At 71.5% G+C, this 16043-nt stretch carries 15 protein-coding genes; 7 read left to right on the forward strand and 8 right to left on the reverse strand.

The features are described 5' to 3' along the window. The first annotated feature begins 151 nt into the window (after positions 1-151). The 3 genes from ACSHV8_RS38475 to ACSHV8_RS38485 all read left to right on the forward strand — a co-directional run bounded on the left by ACSHV8_RS38475 (position 152) and on the right by ACSHV8_RS38485 (position 3232). Positions 152-811, forward strand: a complete 660-nt coding sequence (locus ACSHV8_RS38475; protein ID WP_436524143.1) for a TetR/AcrR family transcriptional regulator — start codon at positions 152-154, stop codon at positions 809-811. 39 nt (positions 812-850) lie between these two features. Then, the gene (locus ACSHV8_RS38480) at positions 851-1075 is read left to right on the forward strand and encodes a DUF3107 domain-containing protein (protein WP_189329129.1); all 225 of its coding nucleotides are present in this window, start codon (positions 851-853) and stop codon (positions 1073-1075) included. Positions 1076-1282: 207 nt separating this feature from the next. Further along, positions 1283-3232, forward strand: a complete 1950-nt coding sequence (locus tag ACSHV8_RS38485) for a DEAD/DEAH box helicase (RefSeq protein ID WP_436524145.1) — start codon at positions 1283-1285, stop codon at positions 3230-3232. Positions 3233-3522: 290 nt separating this feature from the next. On the opposite strand, the gene ACSHV8_RS38490 is transcribed toward ACSHV8_RS38485, so the two are convergent. After that, a complete protein-coding gene (locus tag ACSHV8_RS38490) occupies positions 3523-4179 on the reverse strand; it encodes a heme oxygenase (biliverdin-producing) (protein WP_436524147.1) in 657 nt (218 codons plus the stop codon). A gap of 118 nt (positions 4180-4297) precedes the next feature. Here ACSHV8_RS38490 and ACSHV8_RS38495 point away from each other — a divergent pair, with 118 nt between their 5' ends. Further along, positions 4298-5437, forward strand: a complete 1140-nt coding sequence (locus tag ACSHV8_RS38495; RefSeq protein WP_436524149.1) for a class I SAM-dependent methyltransferase — start codon at positions 4298-4300, stop codon at positions 5435-5437. A gap of 122 nt (positions 5438-5559) precedes the next feature. Here ACSHV8_RS38495 and ACSHV8_RS38500 read toward each other — a convergent pair whose 3' ends face one another. From ACSHV8_RS38500 to ACSHV8_RS38510, 3 genes are all read right to left on the reverse strand, one after another. Next, the gene (locus ACSHV8_RS38500; protein WP_436524151.1) at positions 5560-6651 is read right to left on the reverse strand and encodes a hypothetical protein; all 1092 of its coding nucleotides are present in this window, start codon (positions 6649-6651) and stop codon (positions 5560-5562) included. Beyond that, positions 6644-6856, reverse strand: a complete 213-nt coding sequence (locus ACSHV8_RS38505; protein WP_436524153.1) for a heavy-metal-associated domain-containing protein — start codon at positions 6854-6856, stop codon at positions 6644-6646. Before ACSHV8_RS38505 ends, ACSHV8_RS38500 begins: the two co-directional genes overlap by 8 nt. 64 nt (positions 6857-6920) lie before the next feature. Further along, positions 6921-7226 (reverse strand): metal-sensitive transcriptional regulator, encoded by a 306-nt coding sequence (locus tag ACSHV8_RS38510; RefSeq protein WP_436524154.1) that lies wholly within the window; start codon positions 7224-7226, stop codon positions 6921-6923. A gap of 71 nt (positions 7227-7297) precedes the next feature. On the opposite strand from ACSHV8_RS38510, the gene ACSHV8_RS38515 reads away from it, so the two are divergent. Together ACSHV8_RS38515 and ACSHV8_RS38520 are read left to right on the forward strand one after the other, a co-directional pair. Then, a complete protein-coding gene (locus tag ACSHV8_RS38515; protein ID WP_436537098.1) occupies positions 7298-8251 on the forward strand; it encodes a nucleotidyl transferase AbiEii/AbiGii toxin family protein in 954 nt (317 codons plus the stop codon). Positions 8252-8349: 98 nt separating this feature from the next. After that, entirely contained in the window at positions 8350-8805 is a 456-nt protein-coding gene (locus ACSHV8_RS38520) for a GNAT family N-acetyltransferase (protein WP_436524156.1), read from the forward strand. Between the two features lie 71 nt (positions 8806-8876). Here ACSHV8_RS38520 and ACSHV8_RS38525 read toward each other — a convergent pair whose 3' ends face one another. Next, the gene (locus ACSHV8_RS38525) at positions 8877-10997 is read right to left on the reverse strand and encodes a RecQ family ATP-dependent DNA helicase (RefSeq protein WP_436537100.1); all 2121 of its coding nucleotides are present in this window, start codon (positions 10995-10997) and stop codon (positions 8877-8879) included. A 216-nt stretch (positions 10998-11213) separates the two neighbouring features. Between ACSHV8_RS38525 and ACSHV8_RS38530 the strand changes: the two genes are divergently transcribed. Next, complete coding sequence (locus ACSHV8_RS38530; RefSeq protein WP_436524158.1) at positions 11214-11612, forward strand: hypothetical protein; 399 nt, start codon at positions 11214-11216, stop codon at positions 11610-11612. A gap of 155 nt (positions 11613-11767) precedes the next feature. Here ACSHV8_RS38530 and ACSHV8_RS38535 read toward each other — a convergent pair whose 3' ends face one another. The 3 genes from ACSHV8_RS38535 to ACSHV8_RS38545 all read right to left on the reverse strand — a co-directional run bounded on the left by ACSHV8_RS38535 (position 11768) and on the right by ACSHV8_RS38545 (position 15906). After that, the gene (locus ACSHV8_RS38535; RefSeq protein ID WP_436524160.1) at positions 11768-12493 is read right to left on the reverse strand and encodes an SDR family NAD(P)-dependent oxidoreductase; all 726 of its coding nucleotides are present in this window, start codon (positions 12491-12493) and stop codon (positions 11768-11770) included. A 36-nt stretch (positions 12494-12529) separates the two neighbouring features. Continuing rightward, positions 12530-14302, reverse strand: a complete 1773-nt coding sequence (locus tag ACSHV8_RS38540) for a protein kinase domain-containing protein (RefSeq protein ID WP_436524162.1) — start codon at positions 14300-14302, stop codon at positions 12530-12532. Between the two features lie 92 nt (positions 14303-14394). Next, positions 14395-15906, reverse strand: a complete 1512-nt coding sequence (locus ACSHV8_RS38545; RefSeq protein ID WP_436524164.1) for a fused MFS/spermidine synthase — start codon at positions 15904-15906, stop codon at positions 14395-14397. Between the last annotated feature and the right edge of the window lie 137 nt (positions 15907-16043).

Here is a 16043-nt window from a genome sequence, read left to right on the forward strand (position 1 = left end):
TCCTCGCTCGCCCCCGCTGAGGCTACCGTGTGGTTGCAGTGGCGATAAGTTGCAGCGTCGCGACAATTGCCCGCACGACCGCGACAAGCGCCGATCCGGGCAATCCGCGTCGACAAACCGCGGGGACCGACCCCCTGGAGGTTCACCAGATATGACCGCCGCGTCCGGCGGGGCTCAGACCACTCGCCCCACCCGGCTGCCTCGATCGGCACGCCGTAAGCAACTGCTGGCCGCCGCCCAGCAGATCTTCGTCGCGCACGGCTACCACGCCGCCGCGATGGATGACATCGCGGAACGCGCGGGCGTCTCCAAGCCCGTGCTCTATCAGCACTTCCCCGGCAAGCTGGAGTTGTACCTGGCGCTGCTGGACACGCACTGCGACGCGATAATCGCCAAGGTTCGCGGCGCGCTGCTGGCCACGCCGGACAACAAGGAGCGGGTGAAGGGCGCCGTCCGGGCCTACTTCGACTTCATGGACCACGAGAGCGAGGCGTTCCGCCTGGTCTTCGAGTCCGACCTGCGCAACGACCCGCAGGTGCGCCAGCGGGTCGAGCGGGTCGAGCAGGGCTGCATCGAGGCGCTGACCGAGACCATCATCTCGGACACCGGCCTGCGGCCGGATCAGGCCCAACTGCTCGCGTCCGGGCTCGCCGGGGCCTCCGGAGCGGCCGCTCAGTACTGGCTGGCGAACGGTCGTCGTACGCCTAAAGCTGAAGCCGAGAGCCTCGTCGCCGCTCTGATCTGGCGCGGGATCGCCAGCTTCCCCCTGCAGGGCGGTTCAACAGGCGGAACGGCACCGGAAATCGGATAGCCTTTCGAGGCGGTACACGTGTTGACAGAGGAGGACTCCGTGGAGGTCAAGATCGGCGTGCAGCAGTCGCCGCGAGAGCTTGTGCTGGAAAGCGCACAGTCTCCGGCGGAGGTCGAGCAGGCCGTGTCCGAGGCTCTGGCCAAGGACGGCGTCCTTTCGCTCACGGATGAGAAGGGCCGCAAGGTGATCATTCCGGTCGCCAAGCTGGCTTATGTGGAGATCGCCGAGGCCTCGCACCGGCCGTTCGGTTTCACCACCCGCTGATGCGGTAACGGGAGGGAACAGGGTTCCCTCCCGTAACTGCTCTCGCGTGCGTCTGCTATTGGGTCGGGTAGAGTGGCTGGTGTCGCCGTCGATCTGTCGATTGACGGCCCCGCGTGTGGCCCGCTTTCGAGCGTGCGGCCCGCGCCAAACCAGACCGCGCCCCAGACATTCAACGGGCGCACCACGAGAGGGCACCCGTAAAACTTCATGACCGACAATGAGCAAGCTCTCATCCCCGTGACAAACCGGGCTCCGGTCCGCACGGACAGCCCCACCTTCGCTGACTTGGGCGTTCGTCCCGAGACCGTGGATGCGCTGGCCGCGGCCGGCATCACGCACGCGTTCGCGATCCAGGAGTACGCACTGCCGATCGCCATGCGCGGCGGCGACCTGATCGGCCAGGCCCCGACCGGCACCGGCAAGACCCTCGGCTTCGGCCTGCCGCTGCTGGAGCGGGTTCTGGCCCCGTCCGAGGGCGCCGACGGCCGTCCCCAGGCCCTGATCGTCGTCCCCACCCGTGAGCTGGGCCTGCAGGTGGCCCGCGACCTGGCCGCGGCCGGCAGCACGCGCGGCGTCCGGGTCCTGCCGATCTACGGCGGCGTGGCCTACGAGCCGCAGGTCGACACCCTGAAGAAGGGCGTCGAGATCCTCGTCGGCACCCCCGGCCGCCTGCTCGACCTGGCCAAGCAGAAGCACCTGAAGCTGAACGCGGTCCGCGCGCTGGTGCTCGACGAGGCCGACCGGATGCTCGACCTGGGCTTCCTCGACGACGTCGAGAAGATCCTGGCCATGCTCCCCGACCAGCGGCAGACGATGCTGTTCTCGGCCACCATGCCGGATCCGATCGTGGCGCTGTCCCGCCGGTTCCTGCACAACCCGATGACCATTCACGCCGGTCACACCACCGACAGCGGGCCCAACCCGCTGACCAAGCAGGTGGTGTACCGGACGCACCCGCTCAACAAGATCGAGATGGTGTCCCGCATCCTGCAGGCCAAGGAGCGCAGCCTCACGATGATCTTCACGCGGACCAAGCGGGCCGCCGACAAGGTCGCCGAGGAGCTGGACTTCCGCGGTTTCGCGGTCGCCGCCGTCCACGGCGACCTGGGCCAGGGCGCACGCGAGCGGGCCCTGCGGGCGTTCCGCAGCGGCAAGATCGACGTGCTCGTCGCCACTGACGTCGCGGCCCGCGGCCTGGACGTCTCCGGCGTCACCCACGTGATCAACTACGACTGCCCGGAAGACCCGGAGACCTACACGCACCGCATCGGCCGGACCGGTCGCGCGGGCGCCACGGGCGTCGCCGTGACGTTCGTGGACTGGGAGGACATGCCGCGCTGGGTGCTCATCGACAAGTCGCTGGCGCTGCACATGCCCGACCCGCCGGAGACGTACCACACCAGCCCGGCCCTCTACGCCGACCTGGACATCCCGACCGACATCTCGGGCACCCTGCCGACCGCCGAGCGGAACCGCGCCGGACTGTCCGCCGAGATCGAGGAAGACCTCGGCGGCGGTGGCCGGGGTCGCCGCTCGCGCAGCGGCGGCAGCAGCTTCGGCAGCAGCCGCGGCGGGCGCTCACGCGGCGCCTCGGCCCCGAGCTCGGCCTCGCCTGACGGCTCGCCCTCGACCCCTTCCGAGGAAGGGGTCGACCGGCCCAAGAGGCAGCGACGTCGGCGCAAGGTCGTCGAGGGTCCGGCTTCCTCCGACCTTTCCCGTACGGACGGAGCAACCGAACCGTCCACCGACACCCCCGTGGTGACGGTCCCGGCGGCAACCGCGGATGGCCAACCGCGCGGTGCGGCGGATGCGTCGGCCGTGGCCACCGAGGAGGCGCCCCGCGCCCGGACCCGTCGTCGTCGCGCTCCCGCGACGTCACTGGTCTTCTCGGAGTCCGCTCCCGGCGAGGCCGGACCCGTCGCCGAGGTCGCCGCGGTGGCCTCCGACGCGCCCGCACCCGTCTCGGACGCGCCCGCCTCCACGCCCACCGCGTCCTCCGCGTCCCCGGCCTCCGCCGAGGCGCCCGCCGACTCCGCTTCCGAGGAGTCGCGGCCGCGTCGTCGCCGGCGTCGCAGCACCCGGGCCGGCGGCTCGGACGAGTCCGTCGACAGCATGAGCGGCGGCTCCGAGGCCGGCGTGGGGACTGCCGAGGCCTGAGCGGTCACGTAAGCACGAAGCCTGGGATCGTCTCCACGATCCCAGGCGCTTTCCTTTTCCGGGGCCGCGCACGCGCCGCCCCTCGCACCACCGCCGCGCACGCACCACCGACCTCGCGCAGGCCACTCGCGCCACCGATCTCGCGCAAACTCAGCCGCGGCTTCCCGCGGCGTCGGGCTGCGCTCTCCCGCCGCCGCGCGGGACCGGGCGGCTTCCGGCCGGGCGCGGGCCGCGGTCTCCTTCTCGCGGCGGGCGGGGCTATCGCCGTACGCGCGAATTGGGGTTGATCTTCAGAGCCAGCGAATCTCCAGCTCCTTCAGCATGTCGAGGTTGAGGCGGATGGCGGTGGTGACCTCGGTGAGGAACGCGTTTTGTTCCGCCGGGGTCCACGGCATCGTGTCGAGCAGTTGGTGATAGCGGGCCTGGAACAGCTCCGGATTGACGCCCTCGAAGACGAAGAATCGGTAGCCCTGGCGGCGGAAGTTGTACATTTCCCAGACCGCCGCGCCCAGCCACTGGCCGTCGTCGAGATCGCGCAGATAACGCGTGCAGTGATGCGCCACATAGCCGCTGGCCTGGCCGAACGCGGCCGACCGAATGCGCGTGCAATATGTCGTGGTGGACGGCAACGCGGCGATCCGGCTCTGCCAGCGCGGGCCGTGCAGAAAGCGCAGATCGTCCTCGAGTGACGGGATCCGCAGCAGCTCGGGGAAGCAGAAACGCGCGGCCACCGGATCGTCGGCCATCGCGGTGGTGGCCAGCTCCAGCGACTCGTAGACGAACCAGTGCTGCGCGACCAATTCCGCATAGGCCCCGATCGGGACCTGCCCGTTGGCCAGACTCTGGATGAATCGGCCGCGCCGGGCCTGAGCGAATCCTTCCGCGAGAATTTTCCGCAGCGAGGTGGAGAGCGCGCCCGTCACGGGCGTGTCCGTCAGATGCCACATAGGACTTCTCCCTCCGCCTCGGACCAACTTAGTGCCGCGGAGCCACCGTCAATAGACCCTGTGGACGCGTTGTCCACAGGCTCGGCGGGCGATCTCGCGGGCCGGGCAGAATGGGTGCATGCCACAACCGCTTGATCAAGCGCTCGCCGAGGTGCGCGAACTCCTTCTCGCCCCGGGGCTGACCCGTGCCGTCGCGGCCGGTCGGCGCCGCGGGCATGTGCCCTCGGTCACACGCGCCCAGGTTCGCCCGGTCACCCTGAAAAGCGGTCCGCGGCTGCAGATCGTCACCGACGACGGCGCCCGCCCCTTCACGCGCAACGTCGCGCCCGGCGAGGAGGCCGCCGCCGCGGTCGACGAGCTGCTGGCCGAGCCGTTCGGCAACTGGCACGTGGAGACCGATTCGGCCACCGTCCAGGTGCGGATCACCAAGAAGGGCGACGCCCAGGTGCACCGGGCCGCCTCTCAGAACGCCGCACCGCAGGACCACGACCGGGCCAAGCAGTGGCTTCTCGATCCGGGCGACCCTCTCTTCGAGGTGATCGGGGGCAACGCGGCCAAGCGGCGGCAGATCGACGCGTTCCTGCGCGCGCTGGCCGCGACGCTGCCCGACGAGCTTCCGCCGACGCTGCGCGTCGTCGATCTGGGCTGCGGAAACGCTTATCTGACGTTCGCCGCCTACCGCTATCTGGCCGGCCGGGGCGTTTCGGTCCAGGTCGCCGGGGTCGATGTCCGAGAGGATCAGCGCGTACGGAACGGTGAGGTCGCCGCCCAGCTCGGCTGTTCCGCCGAGGTGACCTTCGTGGCCGGCACCATCGAGGCGGCCGAGCTGCCGTTCACCCCGGATCTCGTGCTCGCCCTGCACGCCTGCGACACCGCCACCGACCAGGCACTGGCCCGCGCCGTCCGGTGGGACGCGCGCTGGGTCCTGGCCGCCCCATGCTGCCACCACGACATCGCCGCCCAGCTCAAGAGCCAGTCCTCCCCGTCGCCGTATGGGGAGTTCACCCGCCACGCGATCCTCCGGGAACGCTTCGCGGACGTGCTCACCGACTCGCTGCGCGCCGGTCTGCTGCGGCTGAACGGGTACAAGGTCGACGTGGTCGAGTTCATCGACTCCGCGCACACGCCGCGCAACCTGATGCTGCGGGCCCGGCGCACCGGCGCGGCGCCCACCGGTGAGCAGCGCGCGGAGTATGAATCGCTGATCGGCCAGTGGGCGGTCAAGCCGGCGCTGGCCACGCTCCTGGCCGACGGCTAGCCGGGCGGCCGGGCCGGCGCCGGCCCGCTACCGGCTGACGGCCAGCTGGGGTGGCCGGGCCGGCGGCGGCATGCTGCCGGCTGACGGCCAGTTGGAGTAGCCGGGCCGGCGGCGGCATGCTGCTAGGCGACGGTCAGGGTCCACTCGGCGGTGTGCACCTGGCCGGCGACCTGGAAGTCGAAGAACATCCGGTAGGTGCCACTGCTGGGCGCGGTCACCCAGAACTTGACCTTGCCGTCGACCAGCTGCTGCTCCGGGTGGACGTGCAGGTAGGCGACGTCGCCCTCGCGCAGGACGACCAGGTGGCCGTACGCCCCGAGGTAGGGCTCGACAGCGCCGCCGGTGACGGTCATCAGCAGCGGCTGGACGGCCTTGGTGTCCGGCTTGCCCTCGTAGGTGACGGTCAGGCCGGCCACGGTCGCACTGGTGGCCGGGGCGGGCAGCGCCAGCGGCGCGTAGTCACCGGCAACCGTCAGGTCGGTGCCCAGCGTCGTGGCGATCTGCTGGCCACCGACCAGGGCGGTGAAGTCGGCGATCATGCGGTAGATGCCGGGCCGGGCCAGGGTCAGATCGATGCTCCACGTGCCGTCACCGGCCATCTCCGGGTGCAGGTGCTGGAAGCCGGTGAGGTCACGGCGGGCCACGATCAGATGCAGGGGCTTGTCGTGCACGATCGCGTACGAGGTGACCGGGACGCCGCCGGTCGCGTCGATCGTGAAGCTGAGCCGCTGCGGCTTCCCGGCCTGGAACGTGGTGCCGGCCGGGTGCAGGGTGAGTCCGTCGGAGCTGAGCGAAAGACCGCCGATGACCGCGCCGGTCGCGGCGACGCCGGTGCCGGTCGCGCCGTGGGTGTGCGGCATGTTCTCGTTGATCACCGTGGTGCCGGTGCTGGTGGCGGCGGCCGGGGCGGTGGCCGTCGTCGCGGTTGTGCCGTTGTTGAGGCGGCCCAGGCCGTAGCCGGCGAAGAGGACGACGACCAGCAGGGCGCCGAAGGCGGCGAAGCGGAAGGTCGAGCCTTTCTCGGGCTGCACGTCCACCGGGGTGCCGTCATCAGAATTGTCAGCGCCAAGGGTGTCGTCGTCGGTCAGGTCCAGGGACCACTTCGACCTCCGGCGGGGCGGGTCGTCGACGTCCTTCCCCTTTCGGCGGGGCGGGTCGTCGACGTCCTTCGCCGGCACCGGCTTCGCCTCCGGATCGTCGGGGCGGTCAGGCATCCGCGAGCTCGTAGCCGGCCTCGTCGACCGCCGCCCGCACCGCATCGTCGCCGAGCGCCGCCTCGCTGGTCACGGTCACCGCGCCGGAACCCAGGTCGATCTGCACGCCGGAGACGCCGGGAAGCGCCGAGATCTCCTCGGTCACCGCGTTGACGCAGTGCGAGCAGGTCATGCCTTTGACGGCGTAGGTGCTGGTCACAGCCATGACAATCGCCTTTCGGGGGTTTCTGGTGGTTTCCACCGGTTTCGTGATTCTAGAGCCCGCGACCTCAGGACTTGATCAACCGAGCGATCGCGTTGGACGCCTCTTTGACCTTCTCCGACGGGTCACCGGCCCGGGCCGCGTCGACCACGCAGTGCGCCAGGTGATCCTCGAGCAGGCCGACCGCGACCGCCTGCAGCGCACTTTTCGCCGCGGAGATCTGGGTCAAAACATCGATACAGTACGTATCCTCGTCGACCATCCGCTGCAACCCACGGATCTGGCCTTCGATCCGGCGCAGGCGGCTGAGCAGGGCCGCCTTGTCACCGGAGTAGCCGTGCGGTCCGTGCTGCGCGCTCGCCTCCTCAGACATGCGTCCCAGCATACCCCCCTCCGGTATCGGAGTTCTGTCGTACCCGGGCGCTAGCGTGTGCCGTCGTGGAGATGGATCCGTGGGACGCGGCGCATCGTTCCGCACTCGATCATGTCCTGGGGCTGATCGCCGAGTCGTCCTGGGCCGAGATGCTGATGCTGCGGGGCAGCGCGCTGATGCCGGCGTGGGTCGGCGCCGACGCCCGGTTGCCGGCCGATCTGGACTGGATCGTGCTCTCCTCCGGCCTGTCCCGGCCCGACGATCTGGCGCCGTGGCCGTTCGTCGACAGCATCGAGCCGGCCCAGCACTGGCCGGAGGCGGTGCACGGCGGCGCGCGGTATGAGATGTGGGGGTTCGAGGAGTTCGAGACCGGTGGGCAGCGTCCCCGGCTGCCACCCGAGGGTCTGCACTGGATGACCTCGGAAGATCTCGCCGAGACCGGCTACCCGGTCGACTTCGTGCGAGACCTGATCAAGGGCAGTCCGCGTACGCCGGAAGGGGTGGAATTCGATCTGGAGGCCATCAGCCAGTTCGCGTCCGCCGAATACTCGGACGACTACGACGATCTCGACGGCAGCTGCGGCCTCCGAACCAGGGTTTTGCTCCCATGGATGACACCCGACGGTGAGGGCGGGAAGATCGGCATCGACTTCGCGTTCGACGAGCCGGTCCCGGAGCCGCCGGTGCTGACCGCCGTGCCCCGGGCGGCCGGGCGCGCGCCGGTCGGCCTGTTCACCGCCACCCGCGAGTTGTCCCTGGCCTGGAAGCTGCACTGGCTGGCCGCCGACCAGTCCGTGCAGCGGGAATCGGCCGCCAAGGATCTTTACGACGCCGTCCTGCTCGCGGAACTCCCCGGCATGCGACTCTCGCCCCGCCTCCACCAGCTCGCGATGACCGGCGGGCCGGTCCCGCTCTCCCGGGCCGATGTCCGCCCCTGGACCATCGAGGGCGCGCTGCCCGGCGGCCCGGCTCTCTGGCTCACGCGCCTGGCCGCCATCCTTCCGAAGCTCGCCCCCACCCCGTGAGAAAGCGTTCGCCGACCGGCCCACGGCTCATGGCAGGATGCGGCAGAGTTCGGAAACGCAGTTCGGAAACGCAGTTCGGAAACGCTGAAGGAGCACCTGTGGGGGACCGCGAACGCGACGGCTACGTCCTGACCGACGACGCGAGCCGGGTCGACATCGATCGTGTGCACCGCTGGCTGTCCGAGGAGTCCTACTGGGCCACCGGCCGCTCGCACGATCTGGTCAACCGCTCGATCGAGGGCTCCCTGCCCTACTCGATCCGGCACGGCGACGAGCAGGTCGGCTTCGCCCGCGTGGTCACCGACGGCGCCACCTTCGCCTGGATCTGCGACGTCTTCGTCGACAAGGAGCACCGCGGGCACGGCCTGGGCGTCTGGCTGGTCGACAGCATCGTCGAGGACATGACCGCCCGCGGCATCCTCCGCCTGCTGCTGGCCACCCGCGACGCCCACGAGGTCTACCGCCGTTCCGGCTTCACCCCGCTGGCCGGCCCGGGTCGCTTCATGGAGATCGACAACCGCCCCACCCGAAACGCCATCCTCGGCCTCGCCTGACCCCGCCCGCCGACAAGGCTGTGGCGAAGCGGAGGGCAGACGCACCCCCCCCCGCCAGCCAAACCAGCAGGTCAGCCGGCCACCGCGAGGGCCAACGGCAGCACGGAATCGGCCCCGGCCCGGCGAAGTGCCCGGCCCGCCAACGCCATCGTCCACCCGGAATCCACCAGGTCATCGACGAGGAGCAGCGGGCCGGGCCCCGCCTTGATCCCGTCAACCACCTCGGGCGGGACGACAAACGCGTCATGCAGCGCCCGAACCCGCTGCGCACTGTTCCCCCGGAAACTCTCCGCCCCCGCCGACCGCAACCCTCCGAACAGCGGCAACCGCCCCACCTCGGCAATGTGCTCGGCCAGGCTGTGGACAAGCTGTGGATGACGGCGTGACCCGACCGCCACCACCCCGACCGGCCGCCGCGCCCACGCGTCTTCGCCCCGGGCCCACGCCTTGAGCACTTCGACGACCGCCGCGGCCAGCTCGGCCGGGATCGGCGCGTCGGGCGAGTCGGGCCCCACCAGGCCGCGTAGCCGTGAACCCCACCCCAGGTCGGACAGCCGCCCGACGGCCCGCCCGGGTTCGAGCTGCTCCCCCGGCCCGATCTTGCCTTTCAGCGAGATGCCGATCGCGGACAGCCCGGTGGGCCACATCTTCTTCGGCGCGATCTCCACTCCGGGCCGCCCGAGGAACGCCTCGGCCGCCGCGAGTGAACCGGCCGACACGTCGGCGTCGAAGAGCGGGCCGGCGCAGTTGTCGCACCGCCCGCACGGTGTCGCGTCGGGATCGTCCAGGCATCGCCGCAGATATTCCATCCGGCAGACGGCCGTCTCCGCGTACTCGATCATGGTTTTTTGTTCGGTCTCGCGGGCCTCGGCGACCCGCCGCAATCGCGCGTGGTCGTAGTCCCACTGCTCGCCGGTGGCGAGCCAGCCGCCGCGGGTGCGCCGGACCGCGCCGTCCACGTCGAGGACCTTGAGCATCAGTTCCAGGCGGGTGCGCCGCATGTCGACGAGCGGTTCGAGGGCCTGCGTGGACATCGGGCGGTCGGCCGAGAGCTGCGCCAGCACCGCCCGCACCTGATCCTCCGGCGGGAAGGCCAGCGAGGCGAAATACCGCCAGATGGCCGCGTCTTCCGGGCCCGGGAGCAGCATCACCTCGGCATGCTCGACGGCCCGGCCGGCCCGGCCGACCTGCTGGTAATAGGCGATCGGCGAATTCGGCGCGCCCAGGTGCACGACGAACCCGAGGTCGGGCTTGTCGTAACCCATCCCGAGCGCCGACGTCGCCACCAGCGCCTTGATCTTGTTGTCCAGCAGGTCCTGCTCGGCCGCGCGGCGCTCGGCGTCGTCGAGCTGCCCGGTGTAGGAGGCCACGGCGAAGCCACGCGACCGCAGGAAGTCGGCGGTCTCGGTCGCCCCGGCGACGGTGAGCGTGTAGACGATGCCCGAGCCCGGGAGCTGTTCCAGATGCTCGGCCAGCCAGGCCAGCCGGTGCGCCGGATCGGGCAGGCGCAGCACGGCGAGGCGCAGCGAGTCACGGCCGAGCGGGCCGCGCAGCACCAGCGCGTCGCCGAGCTGGTCGGCGACGTCGGCGGTGACCCGGGCATTGGCCGTCGCCGTGGTGGCGAGCACCGGGGTGCGCCCCGGAAGGCCGGCCAGGAAGGTCCGCAGCCGCCGATAGTCCGGCCGGAAGTCGTGGCCCCAGTCGGAGACGCAGTGCGCCTCGTCGACCACGAGCAGGCCGGTGCTGTGGGCCAGGCCGGGCAGCACGTTGTCGCGGAAGTCCGGATTGTTCAGCCGCTCGGGGCTGATCAGCAGCACGTCGACGGCACCGGAGCGGATCTCCCGCTCGACCTCGGACCACTCCTCGAGATTGGCCGAGTTGATGGTGCGGGCGCGGATGCCGGCCCGGGCCGCCGCGTCGACCTGATTGCGCATCAGGGCGAGCAGCGGGGACACGATCACCGTCGGCCCGGTCGTGCCGCCCGCTCGGAGCAGAGCGGTGGCCACGAAGTAGACCGCCGACTTGCCCCAGCCGGTGCGCTGCACGCAGAGCACCCGCCGGCGGTCGACGGTGAGCGCCTCGATGGCGCGCCACTGATCCTCACGCAGTCTCGCGTGCTCCCCGGCGAGCCGGCGCAGCACCTCCTCGGCACGCTCCCGCACACTCGCCCGCTCAGCCGCATCGGCTGTCATCCGCGTCGTCTCGGTCACCCGGCATGTCTATCAGCCCCCACCGACAGAACCGGAGTTATCCACAGCCCGCGGTTGTCCACAGCCCGAACAAAAATTCGGGCGGCGGCCGTCGCGGCGGGCCAAGCTCGTGGGCATCCGAATTCCCGCGGCGGGAGGCCGAGCCATGCGGAGAGCGAAACCCGACCCGGACCGACTCCTGAATGGAAGTCTCAGGTCATGAGCAAAACGATCGCCGAGAAGCTGTTGATCAAGCCGAACTCCACCCTCTGGCTCAACCAGCCGGCCCGTCTGCCGCTGCTCACCCCGATGCCGGAGGGCGTGCGCGAGACCGGGACGCTGGCCACCGCCGGCACCGCCGTGCTCTTCGCCGAGGACGCCGCCGGCGTGCGCGAGCAGCTCACCGAGCACCGGGCCGACCTGGACAAGCCGAGCGCGTTCTGGATCGCCTATCCGAAGGGCAATCAGGCGGACATCAACCGCGATTCGCTCTGGCCCATCGTGGCCGATTTCGACATGCGTCCGTGCGGCCAGGTGGCGATCGACGACCGCTGGTCCGGGCTGCGGTTCCGGCCCAACCGGGCGGACGAGGGCCGCTTCACCGGAGGCAGTCAATGACGTGCGCATCCGGTCTTCGGCGGCCGGTCCGGTCGGCCGCCGAAGAATCAAATTCCCCCCGCGGGCGTACGCCGGAGCCGGCGCGACCCACCGTGATCGCGCGACGTCCGGTCCCGGTCGTGCCGGGGCCGGACCGGCCGCGTTCGATCACGCCGTCAGCGGCCCAGGACGGTGCCCCCGTTGACGTTGATGATCTGCCCGGTCACGAAGCCACCGCCCGGCCCGACCAGCCACCGCACCGCCTCGGCGATCTCCTGTGGCTCCCCGGCCCGGTTGACCAGCGACGAGGCGACCCGTTTGGCGTGCCCCTCGGGCGTCATCCGGCCGTCGAAGAACTCGCTGTCGGTGATGTATCCGGGCGAGATCACGTTGGCCGTGATCCCCTCCGCGCCGAGATTCGTGGCGAGGTCCAGGGCATAGCCGTGGAGCGCGGATTTCGCCGCCGAGTAGGGGCCTCCGCCACCGCGCTGTGCCGCGATCGAGCTGGTCAGGATGATCTTCCCGCCGGGCCGGCGCAGGCTCGGCAGCAGTGCGGTGGTCATCAGCACCGCGGTGAGCACGTTGGAGTCGAGGTTGGCCCGCCAGCGCGCGGCCACGCCCTCAAGGGTGCTCTCGTCCCCGGCGAGGTAGGCGCCGGCGTTGTTGACCAGCACGTCCAACGCCCGCCCGGCCACCGCCTCGACGACCGTGCGCACCTGCGCCGGGTCGGAGACGTCGGCGGTCACGGCGGACGCCTGCGGGCCGATCCACTTCACCGCGTCGGTCAGCACCTCGGGCCGGCGCCCCACGATGATCACGTCGAAGCCTTCGCCCCCGAGCATGCCGGCGGTCGCCCGGCCGATTCCGGTGCCACCGCCGGTGACCACAGCCAGTCTTGTCATGTCGTCGACCCTATCCAGACAGCTCGGGCGGAAACCTCAGAGCGCGAGCGAGAATCCGCTGCCGCGCTTGGCCGGCGCGGCCGGCGTCCGGGCGGCCGGCGGCGTCGTGGCCCGTTTGCGCGCGGTGCCGCCCGGGCGCGTCGGCTGGCGCTTGCGTTTGCGGATCGTCTCCTCCGGCCGGTCCTTGGCCGAGGCGGCGCTCACCGAGTCGTCCTCGACCGGGGTGGACTCGCTGACGCTGCCCATCACCTCGGCCCGGCACGGGTGCCCGTTCATGGCGAAGGAGAGCGGCAGCGGGTTCCGGTCGCGATAACCGCCGCGCAGCGTGACGGTCCGGGACCGGCCCTGGCCGTGCACCGTGATGTGCTGCCCGCGCTGGGCCACCGACTTGGGCGGCCCGGCCAGCCGTTGCGTGCCGGGGAACGAGAAGTCGACCCGCCAGTCCCCCGGCCCACCCGACGTGATCACCGTCATCCGCGCTTCGAAGGAGCCGCCCGTGTCCCGCTGTACCTGGTAGCTGACCGAGCAGCGGATCCGCCGCACCACGGCCCCGTCCGGGGCGGGACCGGCGGCGGAGGCGCTCGACTGGTCGGCCTCGGCCGGCACGCGCCGGGTCGACCAGCTCAGCGCGCTGCCGGCCAGCAGCACCACGGTGGCCAGCGCGGCGACGATCGACAGGCGGTTCCGGGCCGGGCGGGTGCGGTGCAGGCGGGCCCCGGTGAACAGGCCACCACCCAGCGGGCGCACCCCGCCCATCCGCAGCGCGGCGCCGAGCCGCAGGGCCGCGCGCAGGCGCAGCTTGCGAACCCGGGCCCACGGCGAGCCGCTCAACCAGCCGGGTGGGCGCAGCCAGGCCGTCCGGCGCTCCGGGTCGTCGGGCGAGACGGGAGCGGGAGCCACACCGCGGGCGGCGGCGAACGACGGCCGCTCCCCCGGGCGCAGCGGCGGGATGATCGGGCGCACCCCGACGGTGGCGGCCAGGGCGCGGGCCAGCTCGGCCGAGAGCGGCCGGGCGGTGGGATCCTTGGCCAGGCAGCGCAGGCACAGCTCGGCCACCCCGGACGGCATCCCGGGCAGTTCCGGGACGGGGTCGGGGTCGGCGTAAAGGTGGGCCCGCAACGCCTCCGTGGTGCTCTGGGCCGGCCACGGCATCCGGCCGGTGAGCGCGCGGTAGAGGAGCAGCCCGAGGGCGTAGACGTCGGTCGCCGGCGAGACCGGGGCACCGCCGAGGCGTTCCGGGGCGAGGTAGGCGGGCGTGCCGAGCAGGCTGCCGTCCGGGCCGGCGTCGCGCTGGCCGATCACCGCCGAGATGCCGAAGTCCACCACCTTCGCGCCGGAGCCGGTGAGCATCACGTTGGCCGGGGTCACGTCGCGGTGCACGACACCCCGGGCGTGCGCGGTGGCCAGCGCGGACGCGACCTCGGCGCCGACCATCACGGCCTCGCGCCAGTCCAGCGAGCCCTGCCGGCCGATCCGCGCGCCGACCGACTCGCCGTCGTTCAGTTCCATGACCACGTAGGGAACGGTCAGGTGCTCCGAGAGCAGCGCTTCGCCGAAGTCGTACACACCGGTGATGTGCGGGTGGCAGAGGCGGGCCGCGGCCAGCGCTTCCTGACGCAGGCGATCCCGGAACACGCGGTCCGTGGCCAGTTGCGGGGCGAGCACCTTGACCGCGACCTCGCGGCCCAGGGTCTCGTCGTAACCGCGCCAGACCACCGACATGCCGCCGGTGCCGAGCTTCTCCAGGAGGCGGTATCGCCCGGCGAGGCGAAGCGATCCCTCTTGACCGTTTCGCTCCGTACGCCCCATGCGCCGATTCTCGCCCGAGCGGCTCATCCTCCGGAGCCGCACACCGAAACCCGCCCGGATTCGCCGGGCCGGGAGACCGCGGAAGCCGGATCTCAGCCGGGAAGGAGCTGGTCGACCGGGGCGTAGTCGTCGGTCAGGACCCGGGCGCCGCCCACGTAGCCGGCCAGCTCGGCACCGGACAGGAGCTTGACCGGCTCCTTCACCCGGGCCAGGCGCGCGCCCAGAGCAGTCAGGGGCAACGGACCGCGGGAGGCGACGATCACGAAGTTGGAACCGATCTCACCGGCCAGGGCGTCCGCGGGCGCGATCAGGGCCACGTTCGGGAAGGCGGCCTCGACCGTGGCCAGCTCGGCGCGGATGAGGCGGTCCGGCGGGTAGTCGATCACGTTCTGGGCGTAGACACCGTCGGCCCGCAGGGTCCGGGAGATGTCCGCGGCCATCTCCCGGGTGGCCAGGTGCCAGGGCACGACCTGGTGGCCGAAGGCGTCACCGACCACCAGGTCGTACCCGGCGGACGGCTGCTGGGCCACGCCGACCCGGGCGTCGCCGATCCGGACCCGCAGGTCGGGGCCGGTGACCAGGCCGAGTTCGCGCTGGTCGAGCTTGACCAGGTCGCCGTCGAGTTCGAGCACGACCTGGTCGCTGCCGGGGCGGGTGGCGCGGAGGTAGGTGGGGACGGTGAACCCGCCGCCACCGATGTGCAGGGCGTCGATCGGGGCGCCGGTGGGACGGAGGACGTCGGCGACCGCGGCGATCCACTGGATGTAGGCGAATTCGAGATGAAGGGGGTCGTCGAGATCGACGTACGAGTGCGGGGCCGAGTTGAGCATCAGCGTGCGCCCGCCCGGATTGTCCGGGTCGGTGACCACCCGGGCGCAGTGGTAGGCCGTCTCCACGTCGCAGGGAGTCGGCGAGACCGCGCCCAGCCCGGCCCCGACCAGCCCGATCGTGGCCAGCACGGACCGGAAGCGGGGTGGTCCGGGCAGGTCCGGATGGTTCTCGTCGCGTCGCAGCCACCAGCCGAGCACCAGGCCGCCCAGCGCCAGCAGCCCGGCCAGGCTCAGGATGATCGCGCTGCTCGGCATCGCGGCGACGAAGACGAAGCCGGTGCCGAGGGTCGCCGTGATCGCACCCAGGGTGCCGATGCTGGACAGCCGGCCGACCACCGTTCCGGCCTCACGCAGACTGCTGAGCTGCAGTTTCACGACCATCGGGGGGATCGCGGCGAGGACGAAGGCGGGGAGGAAGACGGCCAGGGCGGCGAGCAGGAGCACGGCCGGGGCGGCGCCGCCGCGGAGTAGTTCGCCGCCCCAGCGGACCAGCGGGAGGGTTACGGCGGTGCCGATGGCGCCGAAGATCAGGGCGGGGGCGAGCAGCATGCGCGGGTCGTACTGGTCGGCGAGCCGGCCGCCGAGCCACGCGCCGTACGCGATGGCGGCCAGCGAGATGCCGATCACCGAGCTGCTGACCTGCAGGGTGACACCCACGTAGGGGCCGACCAGGCGCAGGGCGACGATCTCCAGGACCAGGACGGCGCCGCTCGAACCGAAGGCCAGGGCGCTGGCCAGGGCCGTGGGCAGGGCGCGGGGCGGCGCGGTCTCCATCGCCGGGATGCTATCCGTCCCGGGCCATTTCCGCCCCGAACGCCACACCCGGCCCGATGGAGACCACGAACCCCACACCCGCCCCGACGGAGACCACGAACCCCACACCCGCTCCGACGGAGACCACGAACCCCACA

This window comes from Actinoplanes sp. HUAS TT8 (assembly GCF_051380535.1).
In the GTDB taxonomy this organism is placed as follows: domain Bacteria; phylum Actinomycetota; class Actinomycetes; order Mycobacteriales; family Micromonosporaceae; genus Actinoplanes.